Consider the following 21,737-nt stretch of genomic DNA (forward strand, 5'->3'; position numbering starts at 1 on the left):
ATGCTTAGCAAAAAGCGATCAATGAGTTTCGCAAAACGTACGCTGTTATCTGTATCGTTATCTTTAGCGAGTGGTTTGTCATTCGCTAAAATGTACGAGCTACCAGAGGATGGCAGTCGTTTAATTGGTCGCCTTGAAAACCACGTCGTGCAACAAGGCGAAACCATGGCAAATATTGCCAAGCACTACGATGTCGGGATGCTAGGTTTAATGGCGGCAAATAAAGGCGTGGATCCCTTCTTGCCAGAAGAGGGACACGTTCTTACTATTCCAACACAACTGATCCTCCCAGATGTACCCCACAAAGGCATTGTCATCAATTTAGCGGAATTGCGCTTATACTACTTCCCGAAAGGGGAAGATATTGTGCATGTATTCCCCGTGGGAATCGGGCGAATTGGGCGAGACACCCCGGTGATGACAACGCGTATTAGCCAAAAGCGTCCAAACCCTACGTGGACGCCGCCAGCCTCGATTCGTGCCGAGTACAAAGCGAAGGGCATTGACTTGCCAACCGTTGTACCTGCCGGTCCAGACAACCCACTTGGGATGTTTGCATTGCGTTTAGCCTACGGAAATGGCGAGTACCTCATTCACGGTACCAACAAAGATTTCGGCATCGGCATGCGCGTCAGCGCGGGTTGCATTCGTATGGACCCGAGAGACATTGAATGGTTGTTTGAAAAAGTTCGTAACGGTGAAGAAGTGAATATCATTAACCAACCAGTGAAAGTATCACTAGAGCCGGACAGAAGTGTATTTTTAGAGGCACATGAGCCATTGACCCGCAGCAATGGTGAGAAAGATCACCTACAGGTACCAAAAGAGTTAAAGTGGTGGCTGGATGAGTTCGGACTGAAAAATGTGAAGGCTAAAGCAGCGATTGCCGCACAGAATGGGGTTCCTGTCGAAATAACCGCGCCTTAACAGGCGTTAAGACGCGGTATCAAATCTTACTTAGTGTAAGACTGAGCGATGTTATCGATACGCTCGTTAGCACGCTCAGCTTCTTCTTGAGCAGCCATTGCTGCTGCACCTGATTTTTGAACGTCAGATTGAAGAGCTTGTACGTCTTGGCTTAGTTGGCTAACTTGGTTGCTTAGTTCGTCTAGTTTTGCTGCATTTGCTGTTGCTGCGTCATCAGAAGAAGCACAACCTGCTAGTAGAAGTACTGAAGTTGCTGCAGCTGCGATCAACGTTTTGTTCATATAAGAACTCCTTGCTTATAGTGAAAGTCTCGCTACCAACTATTATTTTATACAGTAGCGAGGTTAAATGTGGATACATTTTATCAGTACATGATGTAGCAAAAGTCAAAAAAACCCAAGAATTTCATGGAGTACCTGACGTCAACTTTTACCTGAGCTTAACAAAGGTGAGTGAATTATCATCTCCCTTATTCCCACAACAGTTCTCATAGCAGGTGTTTTTGCCACGTTCCTGATATCAATAATTTAGACGATATTGACACAAATGAAAGTTTCTCGGCGCAAATAACTGCTATTTACGCAGTTTTATTGGAGAACGAGAGGCGCACCTTGAGCTCGCTTTTCTCTAAATCTTAAGCCAAGCAGCTGACCAATAAAGCGAGGGTTTGTTCTTAATTGAGCCGCAAGTGATGTTTTGTTTTCATCCGTGGGAATTAGTTTGTGTGATCTCTATCTATACTCCTATGATTTGCGGTATTATACCGAGCTTTATTTTTTTGCTGCGTTAGAGCGGAAACGACATTACAGAGCGCTCAGACGCTGACTGATTTATTGGAGAATACTTTGCAATTTAAAGATCTAGGCCTAGACAACCGATTGTTGAAGAACCTAAAACACTACGATTTTAAAAAACCAACTGACATTCAAAAGCAGGCGATTCCTGTTGCGATTGCAGGCAAGGATTTATTGGCATCTTCGAAAACGGGTTCGGGCAAGACTTTGGCGTTTGTATTACCAATGCTTCACAAGTCTTTAAAGACAAAATCGTTTTCTGCCAAAGACCCTCGCGCAGTTATTCTTGCTCCCACTCGTGAGCTAGCGAAACAAGTGTATGGTGAGCTTCGCTCTATGCTTGCTGGCCTATCTTATGAAGCTGCATTGATTTTGGGTGGTGAGAACTTTAATGATCAAGTGAAAGCACTGCGCCGTTACCCGAAATTCATCGTGGCGACACCAGGACGTCTGGCTGACCACTTAGAGCACCGCTCGCTTTACCTTGAAGGTTTGGAAACGCTGATCCTTGATGAAGCAGACCGTATGTTGGATTTGGGCTTTGCACCAGAGCTTCGTCGTATCCATAAGGCAGCTAAGCATCGTCGCCGTCAAACATTAATGTTCTCTGCGACGTTGGATCACGCAGACGTAAATGACATTGCGGCTGAAATGCTTAATGCTCCGAAACGTATTGCTATCGGTGTTTCTAACGAAGAACACAAAGATATCACGCAAAAATTCTACTTGTGTGATCATCTTGATCATAAAGAGGCGATTCTAGATCGCGTACTTTCAGAAGCAGAATATCGTCAAGTTATCATCTTTACGGCGACGCGCGATGATACTGAGCGCCTAACAGCGAAGCTAAACGAGAAGAAACTGAAGGCCGTTGCATTGAGTGGTAACTTGAACCAGACTCAACGCAATACGATCATGAGCCAGTTTGAGCGAGCGGTATTCAAGATCCTAGTGACAACAGATGTTGCTTCTCGTGGTTTGGATATTGCGACAGTGACACACGTCATTAACTTCGATATGCCAAAGCATACTGAAGAATATGTACACCGTGTTGGCCGTACGGGCCGTGCTGGTAACAAGGGTGATGCGATTTCTCTTGTTGGTCCAAAAGACTGGGATAGCTTTAAACGTGTAGAAGCTTACCTACAACAAGATCTTGAGTTTTCAGTATTCGAAGATCTGAAAGGTAAGTTCAAAGGCCTGAAGCCACCTAAGCCAGATTTCCGTAACAAGAAAGCGACAGCGAAGAAATCACGCCCTCAAGCGAAGAAGTCGGCTAAGAAACCTGTTAAACGTGACAAGAGTTTCTACAAAAACGTATCAGTGGGTGATGATGTGTTCATCCCGAAGAAAAAGCCAGCGGCACCAAACTCTGAAGAGTAAAAGTCGCTCCAGTTTTCAACTGATTTTAGTTTTTCAAAACCCGAGTGTTCGCACTCGGGTTTTTTTATGCTTATCTCCAGGCGAAATGATGTCTTTCTATACTAACGTGTTTGCTAGGCTTTTATATTTATCTGGTTTTATATAAACAGCATAGATCGCTAATTTAGAGAGATATTAAGTTTTATCACCTCGGTCCAAGCAAACGTTTTTCCTCACATACTAGATAAAAATTTCACATGATTATGAAAATGATAATTGATCTCATTTTTATTTAAGGGCAAAATACGCGCCATTGTATTAATCCTATAAATGAATTCGCTCTCTATATGAAATTTACTCATGTTTTTTTAGGGCTCATAATTACCTCTAGTTCTTGCTTTGCCGTTAATGACTTTAATTGGTTGCGAGATGACGCTCGTAAAGATGAGCGAGTTCTTACCTACCTAACAGAGCAGAACCGTAAGACTGAACAGCATCAAAAAAAATATCAGACGTTGACGCAAGATCTGCTCGCGCAGTGGGAAGCCATGGTGGCAGATAAAGGTGATAAACCATGGTCGATCGTAAATGGACGCGAATGGACGTTAACGCGTCGTGACAGTGGTTATGTGTTGCTATCACGTTCGAACCAGTATGCACAAGAGAACACAGTATTTGATTTCTCTGAACGTCAATCTGCATATCCGTATTATCAAGTAGGGCAGTGGCAAGTAAGCGGAGACACTTTGCTTTTCACTGAAGATATTGATGGCAGCGAGCAATATCGCGCCGTGGTTGTTGATTTACTCTCTGGCCAATCTACGGAGCTGGCAACGCACGTCGATAGCGGTGTATTGCTTTCACCTGATGGTAAGATGGCTTACCTCGTTTCGAAGGAAATGCGTACACAGCGACCTCATCAGATCCTACGCATCTCCACTGAATCTTCGGCTAAAACCGTTGTATGGCACGAATACAAATCAGATTGGTTACTTTCTTTCTACCGTGCGGCAGATAGCCGTTACGTGGTGCTGCAAAGCAACAACGAGTCAACCACAGAGCAGAAGCTTGTTGATCTAGAAACGGGCACCGTAAGCGATTCACTGAGAGTGCCGGAAGCGGGCGTGGAATATTACGCGGATGTGGCGAAAGGGCGCGTTTACGTCAACAGCAATCTTGAAGGTACATTTGCACTTTATCAAACCGATCTAGCACCTCTTAGCGCAACATGGCAACGCTTTACTACCCTTCGTGAACCGCTTGACCAGTTCTACCTTTATGATGCAGGAGTTGTGGCACTCAGTAAGCCGAACAACGTAGCGACATTGACGGTGTATTCATACCAAGGTCAGGAAAAAGTGATACTGCCATTGGAACAGGATGGCAATGTCGCTTGGTTGAGCACGTTGGGCGATTTTGAATCAAACAAGATTCGTATCCGAAGCATGTCGATGACCACGCCTCCTCAATGGGAAGAGTTTGATGTAAAAACGCTGACTAAATCTTTGTACTCTCAAGATGCTTACCAAGATTTTGATAGCCAACATTATGTTTCAAAACGAATTTTCATTAAGCACGATGGTGTTTCTGTTCCCGTCTCTTTAGCGTATCACAAAGACAAATTACACGCACAATCACCCGTGATGATTTATGGCTATGGCGCATACGGTTTTACGATGAAACCGTACTTTATGCCTCAAGTCATAAGCTTGCTCGACCAAGGCGTGATTTACGCTATCGCCCATGTTCGTGGCGGTGGGTACTTTGGCGATGAGTGGCATGAGCAAGGCCGTGGTGTGCGCAAAGCCAATTCTATTGGCGACTTTGTCGCGGCCGCTAAGACGCTGAAAACGTTTGAACGCGGTAATAGAGAGGTTTTCGCCATTGGTTCTAGTGCTGGTGGTACGTTGGTCGCGGGAGCGGTTAATCGAGATCCTAAGTTGTTTTCAGGCGTCGTGCTTAAAGTGCCTTTTGTTGATGTGGTAGCCAGCATGTCGGATACCTCACTTCCGCTGACCACACAGCAGTATGGCGAATGGGGTAACCCAACCAAACCTGAGCAACTGGCACTAATGAAGGCGTATGATCCAATTCTCAACATTCACAAAGACGCTTACCCACCCATGCTGGTTCAAGTCGGTTTGATCGACCAGCGCGTGCCTTACTGGGAAGGTGCCAAGTATCTCGCCAAGGTTTCTGAGCTAAGTGAGCACACCGGGCCGTACTTGTTACAGACCGATTTTAACTCGGGCCACCAAATGGACCCACGACAAGCGCAAGAACAACAAGCAAAAGAATACGCCTTTCTTTTATCACTGATTAATACATCTAAAGCGGAGCAGTAAATGAAGCTTACCCCAGTGTCAGCGGCAGTACTTTCGGTACTAGCTGCCAGCCAAGTGCACGCCAAATCTGACGTTTTCTCTATGGAAGAGGTTGTGGTGACGGCGAATCGGATTGAACAACCTGTGTCTGAAGTAGCAGGCAGCGTTGCGGTTGTCACCAGCGAAGAGATTGAACAAAAGGGCGAAACAGAGCTTTATGATGCGCTGCGTCACGAGCCTGGGGTAAGTGTGTCGGGTGGCGCTGGTCGTCCACAAAACATCACGATTCGGGGCATGACGGGTAATCGCATTATGATCATTCGTGACGGTATTCGCTCTGCAGACGGTTTTGGTGCGAATGACAACAATGACAAAGTGGGCCGCGACACGTTCGATCTATCTAATCTTGAATCATTAGAAGTAGTGAAAGGGGCAAGCTCCTCAGTTTTGGGCTCTGGTGCCATTGGTGGCGCTGTGATTCTAAAATCCAAACAGCCGGGCGAGTTTTTAGAAGATCGTGACTTTTATGTTGACGCCACGGGCACTTATACGGGGATCAGCAATAAATACAAAGGCGCGAGCAATTTGGCATTTCGTTCTGGCGATACGGAAAGCTTGGTCAACGCGGCTTATTGGCAAGGTGAAGAGACGCGTAACTTCAGCCAAGATTTGTACAACCGCGATTTGGATGGTTACAGCGCGTCATACGCCATCAATCATTTCTTCAGTGATGAAGTGATGATCAAAGCGCGTGCCGAACTCTATCGACAAGACCAACAACGCCTTGAAGGTTCGTCATCCATACAAAAAGATGGCAAGTGGCATATCGAAGACTTTGCAGAAGATGAATCGACAGAAGAATACAGTGCATATCTAGGTGCAGAGCTAACGCCGCTTGATCCAACATGGTTTGAAGAGTTGGATACCAAAGTTTATTGGCGTCATACCGAAGTGATCACAGACACCAATCGCTTAATGAACTCTACCGACGCCAATGGTCTGCTGATCAAGCGCCGCGAACTTGAGCACAAAACATTTACCGATAACACGGTCGGTTTGAGAGCGGATTTCAAACAGACGCTTCACGCCTCATCGGCTGAGCACAAGTTAGCGTATGGCGTTGAGATAGCATCGGATTACTACCAACGGGAAGATAATCAGAAAGTCCTCGATTGGACGGGTTCCAACGCATCGCAAAAACAACCCTTTGCCGCTGCACGTGCATACAACATTGGGCTTTATTTCCGTGACATGATTGAACTGGATAAATGGACATTGACTGGCGGTTTGCGTTTCGATGCGCACCGACTTTCACCTGATGGCCAGAATGATATCGGTGGATATCCACTGAAAGATATCGACAGTTCTGAAATTTCACCAAGTTTGTCGATTTCTCGTGAAGTGTTCGAAAACAACCGAGTTTACCTCTCTTACGATCACGGCTATCGAGCGCCAGAATACGATAAGGCGTATGGCTTCGTAAGCCACGACTTTGTGCCGCTGACGCCTTTTGTTATTGCACCAAATATGGATCTAGAGGCAGAAACTTCGGACTCGTTTGAAATCGGTAACAAATTCGATAATGGCCGAGCGCAACTTTACGTTTCTGCGTTTTACAACAAATTCCAAAACTTCATTGATGTTGTTACCACGGGTCAAGATAACTTCGGTAACTACGTCAAGCAATACCAAAACTTACACGGCGTTGAAACCTACGGCGCGGAGCTTTCTGCTGCGTATGCTTTCACATCGTCTTGGAAGCTAAGTACCAAGCTTGGTTATGTGGACGGAAAGGACGCTGAGGGCGAATACGTTCGTAGCATCACGCCTTTTGAGGGCAATGTTGGGCTGAACTACCAGCAACAAGACTTTAATGCGTTCGCGACGTGGAATTGGGCTGGTTCGATGGATCGTGTGCCGAGTTGCCAAACGTCGCTTGGACAAAAGACTGAATGCGCACAAACAGAGGCATGGAACACGCTCGATCTGGGGGCAAGTTACCAAATCAACAAAGATTTTCGTTTGAGTGCGACCATCATCAACCTGTTCGACAAAGAATACATTCGTTACCAAGACGTTGCTGGCATAGCAGATGAGAGCAAACGCTACTCAACGGAACCAGGTCGTTACTTTACGGTTAACGCGAAGTACATCTTTTAGTAGGAGCCCTGCATGAAACTCAAACTTTTAGCGCTTTCTCTTGCGTTGGCAGGCGTTCAAGTGACGAACGCTGCGCAGTGGGATTACCCTAGCGCAGCTGTTACGGTCACGAACCAAGCCGAAGCGCTTCGCTACTTACAAGACAATTACGCTAGCGCTGGCGAACTTAAGTTTCGCTATCAGACCCGTTCTCAGCTTGGAGATCATTACAACTTTGATGTGTGGGTCGATGGTCAGTATCAACCGCAACGCACCATTGTGCTGTCGACTAACCAAGACAGCCAAATCGAGCGTATTTTCAAAAGCCTTGAAGATACGGTTATTCGTAATGGCGAGGCGATGCCAGCCGCAGAACTGGAATTGCCTGTTCGATTGGAAGTGACCGAGCCGCCAGCGTTGAACTCTGGTGAGTTAGTGACGGTTCCCGTCTCAGTGTTTGATCCTGATTTACGTACGATGCAGCAACAAGCTGCGCCTGATTCTGCTTGGAATTCGTTAGAGGATTATCCGCAGCCACTTCAATATGTTGAGAAGCAGATTCAAGTTTTGCAGTCTGACGGCAAGTTCTACCTAGCCAACGAGCGCGTTAAACAGGTGGATGCACTTGCATTACTGCCTACACCTGCGGTAGGTGCGGAGCCCGTACGCGATACAAGCAGTATTTTGCCGCCTGAAGGCGTTAAATCTTTTGCTGATGTAAAAGCGATGCAAAGCGCTCAGCTTGGCGACAATGCCTTTTTGCAGTTGATGGCGTTTTACCATCTTGACAACTCACTGCAGTACCTATCGAGCTTGAGCTATGACTTATTTGAAGAGCCGCTTCGTTTTGATGGACGTGGTTTAGCGCTAGACAACTCTTCTTACTACACAGGTTCGCGTGCGCTGATGTTAGGCGTGGGTGGAGTATCTCCGGATGCTGCGGATGCAGATGTGATTTTGCACGAGCTAGGACACGGGATTCACTATCAAATTGTTCCCGATTGGGCGTATGGCCACACTGGTGCGATTGGAGAAGGTGTCGGTGATTACTGGGCGGGCAGTGCGAGCTACCGAACACAGTATTTAGATGCGGCTCGCCGTGGTCAGGAATTTGAGATTGATACGGTGTTCAACTGGGATGGTATGTTCGGAACACGCAAAACAACTCGTAGCTTATGGAACCAAAGAGCGCGTTACTTCGAGAGTTCAGAGTATCCAGCGCACGTCAGTGTGGGCGGTGAACTAGGCGACGAGCTATGGTCAACGCCACTGTTCCAAGCGCTTAAAGCATCGGTTGAACGATACGGTGATGACACCGATAGCGTGTTCCGGGAGTTTGACGCCATTGTTCTTGAAGGCATGTATGGTATTGGTCGTGGCGTGAAAATGCATGATTTGGCGGAGTCCACCGTGTTTGCCGCAAACACCTTGTTCCCAAATAAAGACTATGCCCAATTCCTGACGGACAGCTTCAACAAACACAACTTACTTAAAGCGCCTTTTCGCGTTCGCTATGACGCTCGATACATCGCACAAGGTCAAGACGTGAGTGTGAGCCTGAGCCAAACTGGCCGCGAAGCGAGCATCAAAGGGCAATGGCAGCTAAATAACGCATCCGTTTTCGACTTTGATGAAACGCTTTCTGACTCGACCTCAATGAAGGTAGCGTTACCAAGCGGTCTGACATGTGGCACGCAATTCGATTCCTCTATTTTATTGGATTACCAATTTGCTAAAGGTTTAAAGGCTCACCAGTGGAGCGAAAAGGTGATGCTGGTTAATGGTACGCCAGAGCTCGATATCCAGCCTCAACCAGTGAACTCCGCTTTGCCGGAGCAGGGTGACAGATTGTTCTCTCAGACGCTATCGGACAAGTCACGCACGATTGATGATTCGTTTGCGGTTTACCTAAACATCGAACATGACTCACTGCAGGATCTGCAAGTGACGCTTGTGTCTCCACAAGGTAAATCGGTTGTGCTACTTAGCCATCAATCAAGCAATACCAATGGATTTAAAGGTTACTTCACCGCTCAGTATGACGAGGAGTTACAAGCACTTGTCGGTCAGCCGAGTTGGGGTACTTGGCGTCTCGAAGTATCTGACCGCGTGTCAGGGAACTCTGGGGTGTTGAAAGAGTGGGGTGTGAGTCACTTTGCTCAGTATCAGTGTAGTGCTGATACCACTAAAGAAAGCAGTGGTGGTGGTTCAGGTGGCAGTGGTTCGCCTTGGACCTTGTTAGGACTTTTCCTGCTTTCAATGGTGAGAGTGATTCGTTCTCGTTAATTAAAATCTAAAGAAGACAAAATTTATGAAGTTTCAATATTCTTTCGTTGCTATGTCACTAGCCCTAGCTGGTTGTGGCGGTGGTTCTGGTGGTGACACGTCAACACCGACCTATAATGTAGCTGGCACCATCGTTTCTGCAGGTACACTTCTTGATACGCCAGTATGTATCGATTTAAACCAGAACTACGTTTGTGATACTACTGAACCGAGTGCTAAAACGGATAATGCTGGTAAGTTCTCCCTGACGTCAAGCGACAAGAACATTTTGACTAGCACGATTCTTGCTCAAGTTGATCAAGGCTCAAACCAAACGTTGCGTCTTGCAGCTCCAGGCCAAAACTTAGCCACGGGTAACACAGTAAATGGTGTAACAACATTGCTCGCAGGTCTTGTGGTTGACGGTAAAACCGTTGCTCAAGCTGAAGATATTGTTAAAGCGCAACTCACGGATGCCGGCGTTTCTCTATCTGGTACGGTAATGTCTAACGCAGAAGCCAGCGAGCTAGACAAGCTAGAGCAAAACACGGTTGCACTATTAGCTGCGATGCAACCACAACAAATGACCAAAGGCGTAGCGCTGCTTGCTCAAAGTCTTAGCTTCCAAGGTAAATCGCTAGCCTCTGATCTTCTGTCTGAAGCGGAAGTGAGTGCATTTGCTGAAGAAATTGCAGCGGTTGCTGAACAAACGGTTGGTAGTAACGATACGGGTGCCATTCTTCACTTTGCTGATGGCGCTGCAGACGTTGCAGAGGTCCAAGCTTCTTACCCTGGTCAAGATGCGGAATACGGCTTCGACAAACAGGACAAGCAAACGTCGACAGGCGCGGGCTTTAAGTTCGTTAAGCTAGATTCACAAGGCGCTGCTTTAGCTGCAGATGCCACTGAGTGGGCTTGCACTTTGGATGAGCGTACTGGTCTTGTTTGGGAAAACAAGAGTGCGGATGCGAGCTCTATTCAATTTAAAGACCGCCTATTTGCGTTTGAGTCTGAAACATTTAAGCCATTTAGCAAAGATGTAGATCTTGCGGGCTGTAAAGAGGTAGGCGATGAAATTTGTACTACGAGCCAATACGTTGAGTACATAAACAAACAATCGTTATGTGGAATCACTGGTTGGCGCCTGCCTACTTACCGTGAAACTTATGACTTACTAGATTTCGGTGAAAAGACACTATTTGCGCCGAGCACAGAATATGAACCGAACAATGTGTATGGTTTTAATGTCAAATACTTCCCACAGCAAACTTTAGGCAGCCCTTATTTAGAAAAAGGTGCGTTTTGGCATGATGGTTTTAGGTTTACGGAAACATCATCACAGCTCATGGATGGTGAGATTTATTTCCCCGCAATTGTCTCTCGGGGCGCAGATAGAGGGGCCACTTCATTCGTTGAGATTCGCTCAAGCAGTACAAGTGAAGATGCCTATGATTCCTACCAATTCCCAATCCGTCTAGTAGCAGTTAAGGGACAATAAGATGAAGAAACTAATGACCTCGCTATCTCTTGTGTTGGCTTCTCAAGTAGCAATGGCAGCGCAAGAGTGTTCGACTGAGTTTGCTAAAACAGCACCTAATACACGTTACACTTATTCAGGTAAGGGAACTGTAACTGACTTAAAAACAGGTCTTACATGGATGCGCTGTCCAGTCGGTATGACATGGAATGCAGCAAACGAAGAATGTACCGGAACGCGAGCTACGATGTCATGGCAATTCGCGCTGTCTACGGCCCAACAAATTCGTAATCCGTCCGGTAACCACCCTCTACACAACTTTGCTGGCAAAAAGAATTGGCGACTAGCAAACATTAAAGAGTTGGTATCGTTAACGGAGCAAGCTTGCTATAGCCCAGCGATGAATGGTACAGGCTTTGCGAGCGGTTATACACTGACAGACAAGGACGATATTTTAGGACGTAATATTTGGAGTAACACACCTAATGGTGATGGTAAGCATGTTGCTACTCTTGATACGACTAATGGTGAGGTTTTCAATAGAGATCCATTAGACTCAAGTTTCAAAAGCTCTCTCTTGTTAGTGACAGATGAATAATACTTATTACGTTAATAAAGATTGATAGCTTTGCCTTTATAAAAAGCTCCGCCAGTGCGGAGCTTTTTTCTTTTCTAACCTTTGGCACTTATCGTGTTGAGCAGAATGTTTAAACTTGGAACTGCTTAAGTTGGTGCTTTTGGTTTTCCGCTAAGCCCGAAAGCTCTTGAGTGGCAGAGGCGGACTGCGTAATGCCAGTCACGTTCTGGCTCACTAGTTCATAGATGTTCGTTAAGTTGTTGTTGATATCGGCCGTGACCTGTTTCTGCTCTTCTGATGCGGTCGCCACTTGCGTGTTGATTGAGTTCAGAGCGGCGATAGCATTACTGATATTAGCAAGTGATTGGCTAACTTCTTGTGCCAGAGCTTGGTTGTCTGACAACATGGCTAAGCTAGAGTGCATGCTTTCATTTGCGTGGCCCGATTGCTGCTGAAGCTCTTCGATGATGGTTTGGATCTCTTTCGTCGATTCCTGAGTTCGCGCCGCTAGCATACGTACTTCATCGGCGACTACCGCAAAGCCTCGGCCACTTTCGCCCGCTCGTGCAGCCTCGATCGCTGCATTCAGTGCAAGCAGGTTGGTTTGCTCAGAAATGCCTTCAATCACTTCGATCACGCGACCAATGTGTTCTGATTGATCTTTCAGCGATGTCACGACGGCTGCGGCTTCGTTGAGTTGTTCTGCCATTTTTTCGCTTGCGCGAGTGCTTTCCTCAAACATGCTCAGACTTTGTGAGGTAAGCATGCGTGCTTGATTTGATGCGCTATCGGCTTCTTGTGCATTGGTCGACACTTCAGCTGCAGTCGATTCTAGTTGGTTGATTGCCGAAGCCACTTGCTCAACTTCTTGCTTTTCTTGATCTGAGTTAACGCTGCTTTGAGTCATAACAGTCGCTAACTCGGTCGATGCTGATGCCACATCTTCACTAATTCGAACTAATGCACTCACGGTTTCACGCAGTTTGTCGATGGTTTGGTTTACATCCTGAGCCAGTTGCGACACTTCGTTTTTTCCGATGGCTTCGGCTTTAACCAATAGATTTCCCTTCGCGACTTCTTGCATGGTTCCTTGAAGGTTACGAATCGGTGCAACGATATAGCTGGCTAGTATCCAACTAATAAGCGAAGCAGCACTCAAGATCACCGCAAGTGAAACCGCACTGTAAGTGAGCGTGGTTGAATGCTGTTCGCCATTCGCTTCCACTTCATCGGTGACGATTTGATTCAATTGTTTAGACAGGTTGTCGATGGCGTTGATCATTGCTTCGCCAGCCAATCGATATTCTGCCATCGCAGATTCGTACTTTTGATTGAAATCGGATGTGGTGTAGCCAGAAGAGTGTTTGGTGGTGAGCAGAGGTGTCATGGTGACGCGCGTGAAATCAACATAGTGATCCATGGCTTTGCGCATAGTATTCACTTCGGTTTGAACGCCTGGGAGGCTATCAATGGAATTCAGAAAATCGCGGTTTTTGTTTTGTCGTTCAGACAGTTCTTGGTTGAGAGATTGGACATCTTCGGCTCTAAATAGACTGTAAATGGCTTTGATGCGCATGGCGTAGGTGTTGTCTACGATGGCGCTGAGTTCCTCTGTATGAATGATCAGCTTGTTGGTGGAAGTGGAAACCTTATTGAATGCTTGGTCGAGCTTGCCGATTCCGACGCTCAATCCAATGATGAGTAATACAACGGTGAATAGAACAGGTAAAAAGACCTGAAGTTTAATAGAAAGCGTACTAAGAAATTGACGCATGATTGACCCTCTATCGGTTTAATTATTATCTTTTTTATAAATAAGCATTTCGATTTTAATTGCCATATTCGTCAAATCAATGACTTACTCATATCCAATTGTTATGAAATGTACCAAAATCGATGGAGTTATCATTTTGAACGCGCGGCAATTTATAAAAGCGCTAAGCTAAAAACGGTAGAGGGATCAGTCGCGGAATTAATATACAGAAATGACAACGTGTCATAGAGGGTTCAACTAAGTGAAACACAACTGTCATATTCAAATTCTAAAGTGAGCACCGTTCAAGTGAAACACAACGGCAATAAAGCCACTTAAGGAAATTGTGATGAAAAAGACAGTAATCGGTGCAATCGCACTTCTAGGCGCAATGGCAGTGACTCCTGTTTCTGCTAAAGAAACTATCTCTGCAGTGGGTTCTAGCAGCGTAACTCCACTGATGGAAGTTTTCTCTGAAACGTACATGAAGAAGAACCCTAACGTATTTATCGAAGTTCAAGGCCCTGGTTCTTCAGCTGGTGTTAAAGCAGCAAAAAATGGTTCAGCAGACCTTGGTATGTCTTCTCGTAATCTAAAAGACTCTGAAAAAGAATCAACATTAATCGAAGAAGTGGTTGCTCGTGATGGTATCGCAGTGGTTGTTAACCCACAAAACAAACTGCCTGGCCTAACAGCAGAGCAAGTGACTGCAATCTACAAAGGCGAAGTATCAAACTGGAAAGAAGTCGGTGGTGCAGACAAGCCAATCGTAGCAATTACTCGTGACACGGCTTCAGGTACTCGTGGCGCATTTGAAGACATCATGTCTCTTAAAATGAAGATTTCTGGTAAGAAGGTATCAGCTATCTCTCAACGTGCTCAAGTTGCAAACGGTAACGGCGCACTCAAAACAATGGTTGCATCTAACCCATACGCAATCGGCTACATTTCACTAGGTACGGTAGACAACACGGTTAACGCTCTAGCAATCGACGGTGTTGATGCAACAGTGGCTAACGTGAAAAACGGTTCTTACAAAGTAGCTCGTCCATTCCTTGTTCTTTACAAAGAAGGCAAGCCATCAGCTGAAACGCAAAAATTCCTAGACTGGATGCTAACTGAAGATGCGCAAAAGCTAGTTGACCAAAACGGTTACATCTCAGTTAACTAATTCTATCGGGACTCTTAAGTTTGCTCAGCCCACCATTTAGGGCTGAGCCTTTTCTATCCATAGTGTTCACCGGCAAAACGCCCAGAACCGTGAGATTTTTTAAATGACCATCGCAACAAATAGTGAAAAGCTTATGAATACTGACGCTAAAGCTATCAGCAAGCCCGGCCTGCGCGAGAAACGTCGCGTAGACTGGAAAGAGCGTATCTTCCACGGCTTGTTCCTAACCAGTGCCGTTATCGGCATCGTCTCATTAGCCGTTATTGCTTACTTTATTGTTCGAGAAAGTATCCCGGCATTCCAAGAAGCTGGTGTATCGGGCATCGTTCTTGGACAAAACTGGCTGCCGCCTGCACTTTACGGTGTTGCGACAATGATTGTTGCATCTATTGTATCGACGGCAGGTGCGGTAATCGTTGGTGTACCAATTGGTGTGCTGACGGCTATCTTTATTGCCGAAATCGCACCAAAGCGTCTTGCGGATATTATTCGTCCTGCAGTTGAGCTTTTGGCAGGTATCCCGTCTGTGGTTTATGGCTTCTTTGGTTTGGTCATCATCGTACCGCTGATTCAAAACATCTTTAATGTCCCTGCGGGTAACACGATTTTGGCAGGTATCATCGTGCTTGGTGTGATGATTCTACCGACCGTAATCACGGTATCTGAAACGTCTATTCGAGCTGTGCCTCGCGCATACAAAGAAGGCTCTTTGGCTCTTGGCGCTTCGAAAATATACACAATCTTCAAATTGCTCGTTCCAGCGGCTCGTTCAGGCATCATGACGGGTGTGATTTTGGGTATTGGCCGTGCTCTAGGTGAGACAATGGCGATCATCATGGTGATGGGTAATGCACCTGCTATGCCAGAAGGCATCCTAGATTCGGCACGTACGCTAACCGCAAACATCGCGATTGAAATGTCTTACGCAAGTGGTATTCACGCCAACGCTCTTTACGCCACTGGTGTTGTACTTCTGGTCTTCATCATGTCGTTGAACGCTGTACTTCTTTACCTAAACCGAGAAAAAGCGAAGTAATCGCTCGTTAAAGGTGACTATTATGGATCGCGCAAAACTAAAACAAGCTCGCCAGTTCAAAGATAACGTCTTTAACGCTTTGGTTTGGATTTCGGCAGCACTAACGGTAGGTTTTTTGTTCTGGATTATCTGGTACATCCTATCAAATGGTCTACAACACGTAGATTGGAACTTCATTACTGATAACTACACACGTACTGGTGAAGAGCACGGTATCTTCCCGATGATCGTCTCGACCATCTACATGGTTATCGCATCCATCGCCGTAGCGGCGCCACTGGGTATCATGACGGCAATCTACTTAACCGAATACGCGAAAGTCGGTAGCCGATTGGTAAAAATTATCCGATTCTGTACTGAGTCGTTGGCGGGTATCCCGTCGATCATCTTCGGTCTATTCGGTATGACGTTCTTCGTGGCAATTCTTGGCCTGGGTTTCTCGATTCTGTCGGGTGCACTGACTCTAAGTATTCTTATTCTGCCAGTGATCATCCGTACTACGGAAGAAGCACTAATGGCAGTGCCTCAAACGTATCGTGAAGGCTCTTACGGCCTTGGCGCTTCAAAAATTTACACTATCTGGCGTTTGATTCTTCCGAGTGCAATGCCAGGGATCTTAACCTCGGTCATTCTTAGTATTGGTCGTGTCATTGGTGAGTCTGCTCCTGTATTTCTGACAGCAGGCATGGTTGCTCGTATTCCAGATTCTCTGTTGGACTCCGGTCGTACATTAACCGTTCACCTATACAAACTGACTACCGAACTGTTTACCGTTGAAGAATGGAATCAGGCTTACGGTACCGCAACAGTGCTTATCGTGGTTGTTCTTCTGATCAACATGGTCACGAAACTGATTGCTAGACGTTTTAACACCGCTACTTACTAACAACACTAATTAAGAACGCACGTTAAAAGACACGAATTCAAGATTTAAGAGATTAAGAAAATGAACAAATTTGATATTGAAAACCTAGACTTATTCTACGGTGAAAACCAAGCACTGAAATCGATCAACCTACCAATTCCAGTTCGCCAAGTAACGGCGCTTATCGGCCCGTCAGGTTGTGGTAAATCAACGCTTCTACGTTGTTTGAACCGCATGAACGATCTAATCGAAGGCGTGAAAATCACGGGTAAATTGGCGATGGACGGCGAAGACATTTACGGCAACATTGATGTCGCGGATCTTCGCATCAAGGTTGGCATGGTGTTCCAGAAGCCAAACCCATTCCCGATGAGCATCTACGAAAACGTGGCTTACGGCCTACGTGCTCAAGGTATCAAAGACAAGAAACACATTGACGAAGTGGTAGAGCGTTCACTACGCGGTGCAGCACTTTGGGACGAAGTGAAAGATCGTCTGAAGTCACACGCATTTGGTCTATCGGGTGGTCAGCAACAGCGTCTGTGTATAGCACGTACGATCGCGATGGAGCCGGATGTGATTCTGATGGATGAACCAACGTCGGCACTTGACCCAATTGCGACACATAAAATCGAAGAATTGATGGAAGAGCTGAAGAAGAACTACACCATCGTTATCGTGACTCACTCAATGCAACAGGCGCGTCGTATCTCTGACCGTACTGCGTTCTTCCTAATGGGTGAACTGGTTGAGCATAACGATACTCAAGTGATCTTCAGTAACCCTCAAGATGACCGTACTCAAGGCTACGTAAATGGTGATTTCGGTTAACTCGCCGTATTTACAAGCATAACTAAATAACTATAAGCGATGGTAACTTTGCCCCTCTTTTTGAGGGGCCTTTTTCTTTTCAAGCTGCAGATTTATAACACCAACCTATACCAATAATTCTTGCAAGGAAGCACAAATATCCCCCCTTTTTATAGAACATGTAACTTATGTGAAATACGGTTATAAAAGTGCTGAAGAGCTCTCGAATGTGAAACTAAGTCTGATAATTTTGCGAATGACTTAACAGCTCAAATTTGATTGTATTGATTGCATATGATGGCCTAAGTAGTTTTTTATCGAGAATAAAAAAGTAGATTAGGTTGGTAGGGTGAGTTTAAGAAGTTTTACAAGAAAAGTGTCTTCAACGAGGGATCATCGCTTATTAGCGGAGGCGATATTTGATCATTTAGAGAGTTTGTTCTCCCCTCAAGCCTTAGCCATTTTTGAAGATCCTTCAATCAATCCTCGTTATTCTGTGAGTTTCTCTCGCGGGGAGCTTTACCCAATCCAAAGCTATCCTGACAGCTTCTGGGAGTGGGCAAGTCAGTTTGACACTTCTGAAAGCATCATTCCTCTGGCGATCAATACTTGTAACTGGAATCACACCCAAGATTTAGGTGGAGATAGTTACATAATGATGCTCGATAACACGCCTATCAAACGCACCTACCTACTGATTCAATCTGTTCATGCTCGCACGGCACACAATATCTATGAAGAAAGTTATGATGCAATGCAGCTTGCAGCGGCGCGTTGGCAGTGCATTCGCGCCGAGAAAAATGCGTCGCAAGAGATGAGACACAGAGATATTCGTGAAGCGCAATATGTCGATGAAATTAACCAACGCGAGCGCTTTATCGAGAACATGAAGTTAGTTCAGCAAGTTGCTCTCGAGATCTCCAACCCTGATTCCTTAAAAGATTTGTATTACAAAGCCGTCGAAGCGCTACGTCAACGGTTGGGGTTTGATCGCTCCACACTGATGCTTCTAGATATGAAAAAGCGCAGTTTCAGTGGAACATACGGCACGGATGAATCAGGCATCACCATTGATGAGTTCCACACGCAATACGATTTACACCAACTGAGCGAAGAATACATCGCTGCGCTGTCAAGCCTTGAGAGCAACCTAGTGATCGTGGAAGATGCGCCGATATACACAGCTGGTAAAGTGGTTGGGCAGGGGTGGAACGCGATGTTGATCCTACGTGATGGCAATGAGCCATTTGGTTGGTTCGCGCTTGATAACTTTATTCATCGCAAGCCGATAACAGCGTATCAAAAACAGATGTTGGACTCGTTTGGCTCCCTTTTCTCACAAATTTACATTCGAAAGCGCCAGGAGCAGAACGTGCGTATGTTGCATTCAAGCATGGTTGAGCTATCACGCTGTACAACCGTCAGTGATGTATGTAAATCGGCCGTCACTTTTGCTATCAAAAATCTTGGTATTGATCGGATGGCGGTGTTTTTGACCGATGAAAATTGCTCATACATGCAAGGCACTTGGGGGACTGACATTCAAGGCAATGTGGTGGATGAGTCTTATTTCTTTGGTGAGACACAAGACTTTTCGTTGATCAATTTAGCTCGCGCCGTACCTAGTGAAGTGGCATTTGAGGAATCCGTTCCTATTTATCATGACTGTAATATTGTCGGCTTTGGCTGGGCTGCGATGACGGTTTTGACTTCGAACAGCAGCGGGCCCATCGCCTTTATTGCTGTTGATAACTTATTGACGCGCGCGCCGCTGACTTCTCAGCTACGTGAAGTGATTCGTATGTTCGCTTCCAGTCTAGCGGAGGTTTTGCAGCGCACTCAAGCGCAAGAGGCGATTCGCGGATTAAACGAAAACCTGGAGTTAGAAGTACAAAACCGAACCAAAGAGTTGGAAGAAGCCAACCGACAGCTTGAGGTGCTTTCTAAACTTGACCCTCTGACACGTCTTGGCAATCGCCGTATGTTAGAACATGTGATGCAGAAATATTGCGCGCTAGAGTGTGAGGAAGCGATGTCCTTTGGTCTTATCCTGATTGATATTGATCACTTTGGCTTGTTTAACAATCACTATGGCCATCTCGAAGGGGATATCGCACTAATGCGCGTGGGTCATATCTTGGATCATCATACCAAAGGTGAAGACGAGGTTTTCTGTCGCATTGGTGGAGAAGAGTTTGTGTTACTAATGATCGGCTCTGATCAAGAGGCGGTAAAGCAGAGAGCGGAACGTATTCGTCAATGCATTGAAGATGAAGGCATCAAACACCAACACAACCCAGAAGGGGAGTTGCTCACTGTGTCAGTCGGTTATTCTTGCTACAAAACGAAAGGCAAAGACTTTAATTTCGACCATCTTTACCAGTTGTCGGATAAGGCTCTCTATCAAGCGAAGAGCCATGGTCGAAATTGCGTAAGGCGATATGAGTACGAGCATCAAGCTTTTGTTGAATAAGTGATGCTCATAACATCAAAGTTACTGAGACAGTTTGGTTGATTTTTAGATAAAACTGTTAAAGTGTGTTTGGTCGCACAAGAAAAATGGCAGCTCACTTGAGCTGCCATTTTTCTTTATAGTTTTTCTAGCTGGTGGTCGGTTTTCGTTACGTTTGCTTTGCCAAGGTTTTGAATTTTTGCCAGTAGCGAGTCTGGACGCCAAGGTTGTTGATTGGCACTAAAACGCGCTTGGTTCATGGCGTCAAGCTCTTGTTTTACGGCTTGCGCATCACCAGGGCTTAACCTGTCTCGGTGAGTGTTTAGATACTCGTTTACTGAGCGTTCAATTTTAGCAGCGTCCCCTTCATTGATGACTTTTTTCAACGCATCAACGCAAAGAGGTTGCTCGGTATTCGAAACCGTTTTACTCGCCGTCATAGGACGCTTCTTCCATGCCCAAATCGCGACTCCTAACGTCGCCACCCAAAGTCCAGCGAAAACAAAGGTCAGGGTTTGCCAGAGACTGCTCACTCCACCGTTTGGTTCGGGACTGATGGCTGACTCAGGTGGTGTTGGCAGAGGCGATTCCGGCAACGTGATAAGCCCGGTGTCACTTTGCTCTATTTTTAATTGTAGCTCTGGTAACGTCGCTTTTTTTGCTTCATCATTTTGACTGTCCCACCAGTTCAAATGGTATCCCGGCAAGGTATATGACCCAGCCTCAGTGGGGATAATGACTTGCTTCACTGTCATGATAACGGTGCCATCTCTCGCGCTGTCGAATTGAGGCTGTTCTGGGTAGACCCGTAGTGAACTTGGATAATCAATACTTACTCGTGGAAGGTATTCGGCTTGTGTTCCGCGAGCTTTAATTTGAATGCTTCGAGTGAGTGAAGAGCCCTGTTTGACAGTGTTGAGCGCATTAACCGACAGTGGATTACCTTGATCGTCTTGCCAGCTCTGCGTCATTTCTAACGCTGAAGCTGGAAGCCATTCCCCTTCAAATTCACTTGGAATTGGTTTTACCTCGATAGGCATTTGCTCAGCTTTGGTGTTGATTGGCATGATCTTGGTAGAGCCCGTTAAGCTGTCGCCATAAATGTAAGAGCCTGTCAGTCTAGGACCTATCAAGGTGTAAGTACCCGGCTGATTCGCCGTTAAGCGAAACGACTGTTCAATGACCGCTACTTCTAATCCATTTAAGATCTTTTGTCCCTGCTGTAAGCCACCAATCGCTTCAAGCTTCATGCCTTCAATCTGTGGAGGCACAATTTGTGGGTTATCAAGACGGCGGGTATCTGCTTTGATCAAAAGCTGCATACGTAATGTCGCAGATTGTTGAGGGTACAGCGTGCTGTTGTCGACACTGATATTAAAGCTAAATAGGTCATCGAGATTGGGTTCAGCTTGGCTTGCGGTGACACGAAGCTTTATTGGCTCCGTTCTCATACCATCTGCGGAAAAGCTCGGAATAGTCAGAATACCTTCTTTCATCGGCGCAATCGAGATACTCCACTCAGTACGTACAGATTTTCTTCCGTTAATGTTATTGCTGGAGCGCCCATAACGAGGTTGACCCAAGAAAAAGTCGTTCTCAAGTACATTAAAGTCAATTGCATCTGAGCTGAGCTCAGTATCTGCCATGATTCTGAGGTTGATCACTTCATTCTTAGCAACTTGTGTTTTATTGACGCTTGCTTGAAGCGTCTGTGCCATCACCGAGAAGCTGGATAATAGGCTGGCCACAAGAATAAAGATCAGTTGTACGCCTTTGTTCATCACG

Annotated in this window: 15 protein-coding genes; 12 read left to right on the plus strand and 3 right to left on the minus strand. The window is 45.9% G+C overall.

Going from position 1 to position 21,737, the window contains the following annotated elements; all coding sequences use genetic code 11:
• Entirely contained in the window at positions 1 to 927 is a 927-nt protein-coding gene (locus tag L3V30_RS14530; RefSeq protein ID WP_237309176.1) for a L,D-transpeptidase family protein, read from the plus strand.
• A gap of 26 nt (positions 928 to 953) precedes the next feature.
• Here L3V30_RS14530 and L3V30_RS14535 read toward each other — a convergent pair whose 3' ends face one another.
• Positions 954 to 1,208: an Lpp/OprI family alanine-zipper lipoprotein gene (locus L3V30_RS14535; protein ID WP_005375145.1), complete on the minus strand. Its 255-nt coding sequence runs from the start codon at positions 1,206 to 1,208 to the stop codon at positions 954 to 956.
• Between the two features lie 552 nt (positions 1,209 to 1,760).
• Here L3V30_RS14535 and L3V30_RS14540 point away from each other — a divergent pair.
• The 6 genes from L3V30_RS14540 to L3V30_RS14565 all read left to right on the plus strand — a co-directional run bounded on the left by L3V30_RS14540 (position 1,761) and on the right by L3V30_RS14565 (position 11,886).
• Positions 1,761 to 3,104, plus strand: coding sequence for a DEAD/DEAH box helicase (locus tag L3V30_RS14540; RefSeq protein ID WP_047009779.1), 1,344 nt, complete (start codon positions 1,761 to 1,763; stop codon positions 3,102 to 3,104).
• Between the two features lie 326 nt (positions 3,105 to 3,430).
• Positions 3,431 to 5,428: a prolyl oligopeptidase family serine peptidase gene (locus L3V30_RS14545; protein WP_237309177.1), complete on the plus strand. Its 1,998-nt coding sequence runs from the start codon at positions 3,431 to 3,433 to the stop codon at positions 5,426 to 5,428.
• On the plus strand, positions 5,429 to 7,567 hold the full coding sequence (locus tag L3V30_RS14550) for a TonB-dependent hemoglobin/transferrin/lactoferrin family receptor (protein ID WP_097370990.1): 2,139 nt from the start codon (positions 5,429 to 5,431) through the stop codon (positions 7,565 to 7,567).
• 12 nt (positions 7,568 to 7,579) lie between these two features.
• Positions 7,580 to 9,832 carry a proprotein convertase P-domain-containing protein gene (locus L3V30_RS14555; RefSeq protein ID WP_237309178.1) on the plus strand — a complete coding sequence of 751 codons (2,253 nt, stop codon included), beginning with the start codon at positions 7,580 to 7,582 and terminating at the stop codon, positions 9,830 to 9,832.
• Positions 9,833 to 9,857: 25 nt separating this feature from the next.
• Positions 9,858 to 11,309 carry a DUF1566 domain-containing protein gene (locus L3V30_RS14560; protein ID WP_182036017.1) on the plus strand — a complete coding sequence of 484 codons (1,452 nt, stop codon included), beginning with the start codon at positions 9,858 to 9,860 and terminating at the stop codon, positions 11,307 to 11,309.
• Between the two features lies 1 nt (position 11,310).
• Entirely contained in the window at positions 11,311 to 11,886 is a 576-nt protein-coding gene (locus L3V30_RS14565; RefSeq protein WP_237309179.1) for a DUF1566 domain-containing protein, read from the plus strand.
• Positions 11,887 to 11,995: 109 nt separating this feature from the next.
• Here L3V30_RS14565 and L3V30_RS14570 read toward each other — a convergent pair whose 3' ends face one another.
• Positions 11,996 to 13,639 (minus strand): methyl-accepting chemotaxis protein, encoded by a 1,644-nt coding sequence (locus tag L3V30_RS14570; RefSeq protein ID WP_237309180.1) that lies wholly within the window; start codon positions 13,637 to 13,639, stop codon positions 11,996 to 11,998.
• Positions 13,640 to 13,967: 328 nt separating this feature from the next.
• Between L3V30_RS14570 and L3V30_RS14575 the strand changes: the two genes are divergently transcribed.
• The 5 genes from L3V30_RS14575 (at position 13,968) to L3V30_RS14595 (ending at position 19,973) form a co-directional block, all read left to right on the plus strand.
• Positions 13,968 to 14,789: a phosphate ABC transporter substrate-binding protein gene (locus L3V30_RS14575; protein WP_006741922.1), complete on the plus strand. Its 822-nt coding sequence runs from the start codon at positions 13,968 to 13,970 to the stop codon at positions 14,787 to 14,789.
• A 103-nt stretch (positions 14,790 to 14,892) separates the two neighbouring features.
• Positions 14,893 to 15,825: a phosphate ABC transporter permease subunit PstC gene (gene pstC, locus L3V30_RS14580; protein ID WP_006741921.1), complete on the plus strand. Its 933-nt coding sequence runs from the start codon at positions 14,893 to 14,895 to the stop codon at positions 15,823 to 15,825.
• A 22-nt stretch (positions 15,826 to 15,847) separates the two neighbouring features.
• Entirely contained in the window at positions 15,848 to 16,711 is an 864-nt protein-coding gene (gene pstA, locus L3V30_RS14585; RefSeq protein ID WP_005397882.1) for a phosphate ABC transporter permease PstA, read from the plus strand.
• A 60-nt stretch (positions 16,712 to 16,771) separates the two neighbouring features.
• Positions 16,772 to 17,521, plus strand: a complete 750-nt coding sequence (gene pstB / locus L3V30_RS14590; RefSeq protein WP_005397884.1) for a phosphate ABC transporter ATP-binding protein PstB — start codon at positions 16,772 to 16,774, stop codon at positions 17,519 to 17,521.
• 328 nt (positions 17,522 to 17,849) lie between these two features.
• Positions 17,850 to 19,973: a GGDEF domain-containing protein gene (locus L3V30_RS14595; RefSeq protein ID WP_006741920.1), complete on the plus strand. Its 2,124-nt coding sequence runs from the start codon at positions 17,850 to 17,852 to the stop codon at positions 19,971 to 19,973.
• Between the two features lie 116 nt (positions 19,974 to 20,089).
• Here the strand turns inward: L3V30_RS14595 and L3V30_RS14600 are convergent, their stop codons facing one another.
• Positions 20,090 to 21,736 (minus strand): BatD family protein, encoded by a 1,647-nt coding sequence (locus L3V30_RS14600; RefSeq protein WP_237309181.1) that lies wholly within the window; start codon positions 21,734 to 21,736, stop codon positions 20,090 to 20,092.
• Position 21,737 lies beyond the last annotated feature (1 nt).

The organism is Vibrio sp. A1-1, assembly GCF_021728175.1.
GTDB classification, from domain to species: Bacteria; Pseudomonadota; Gammaproteobacteria; order Enterobacterales; family Vibrionaceae; genus Vibrio; species Vibrio diabolicus.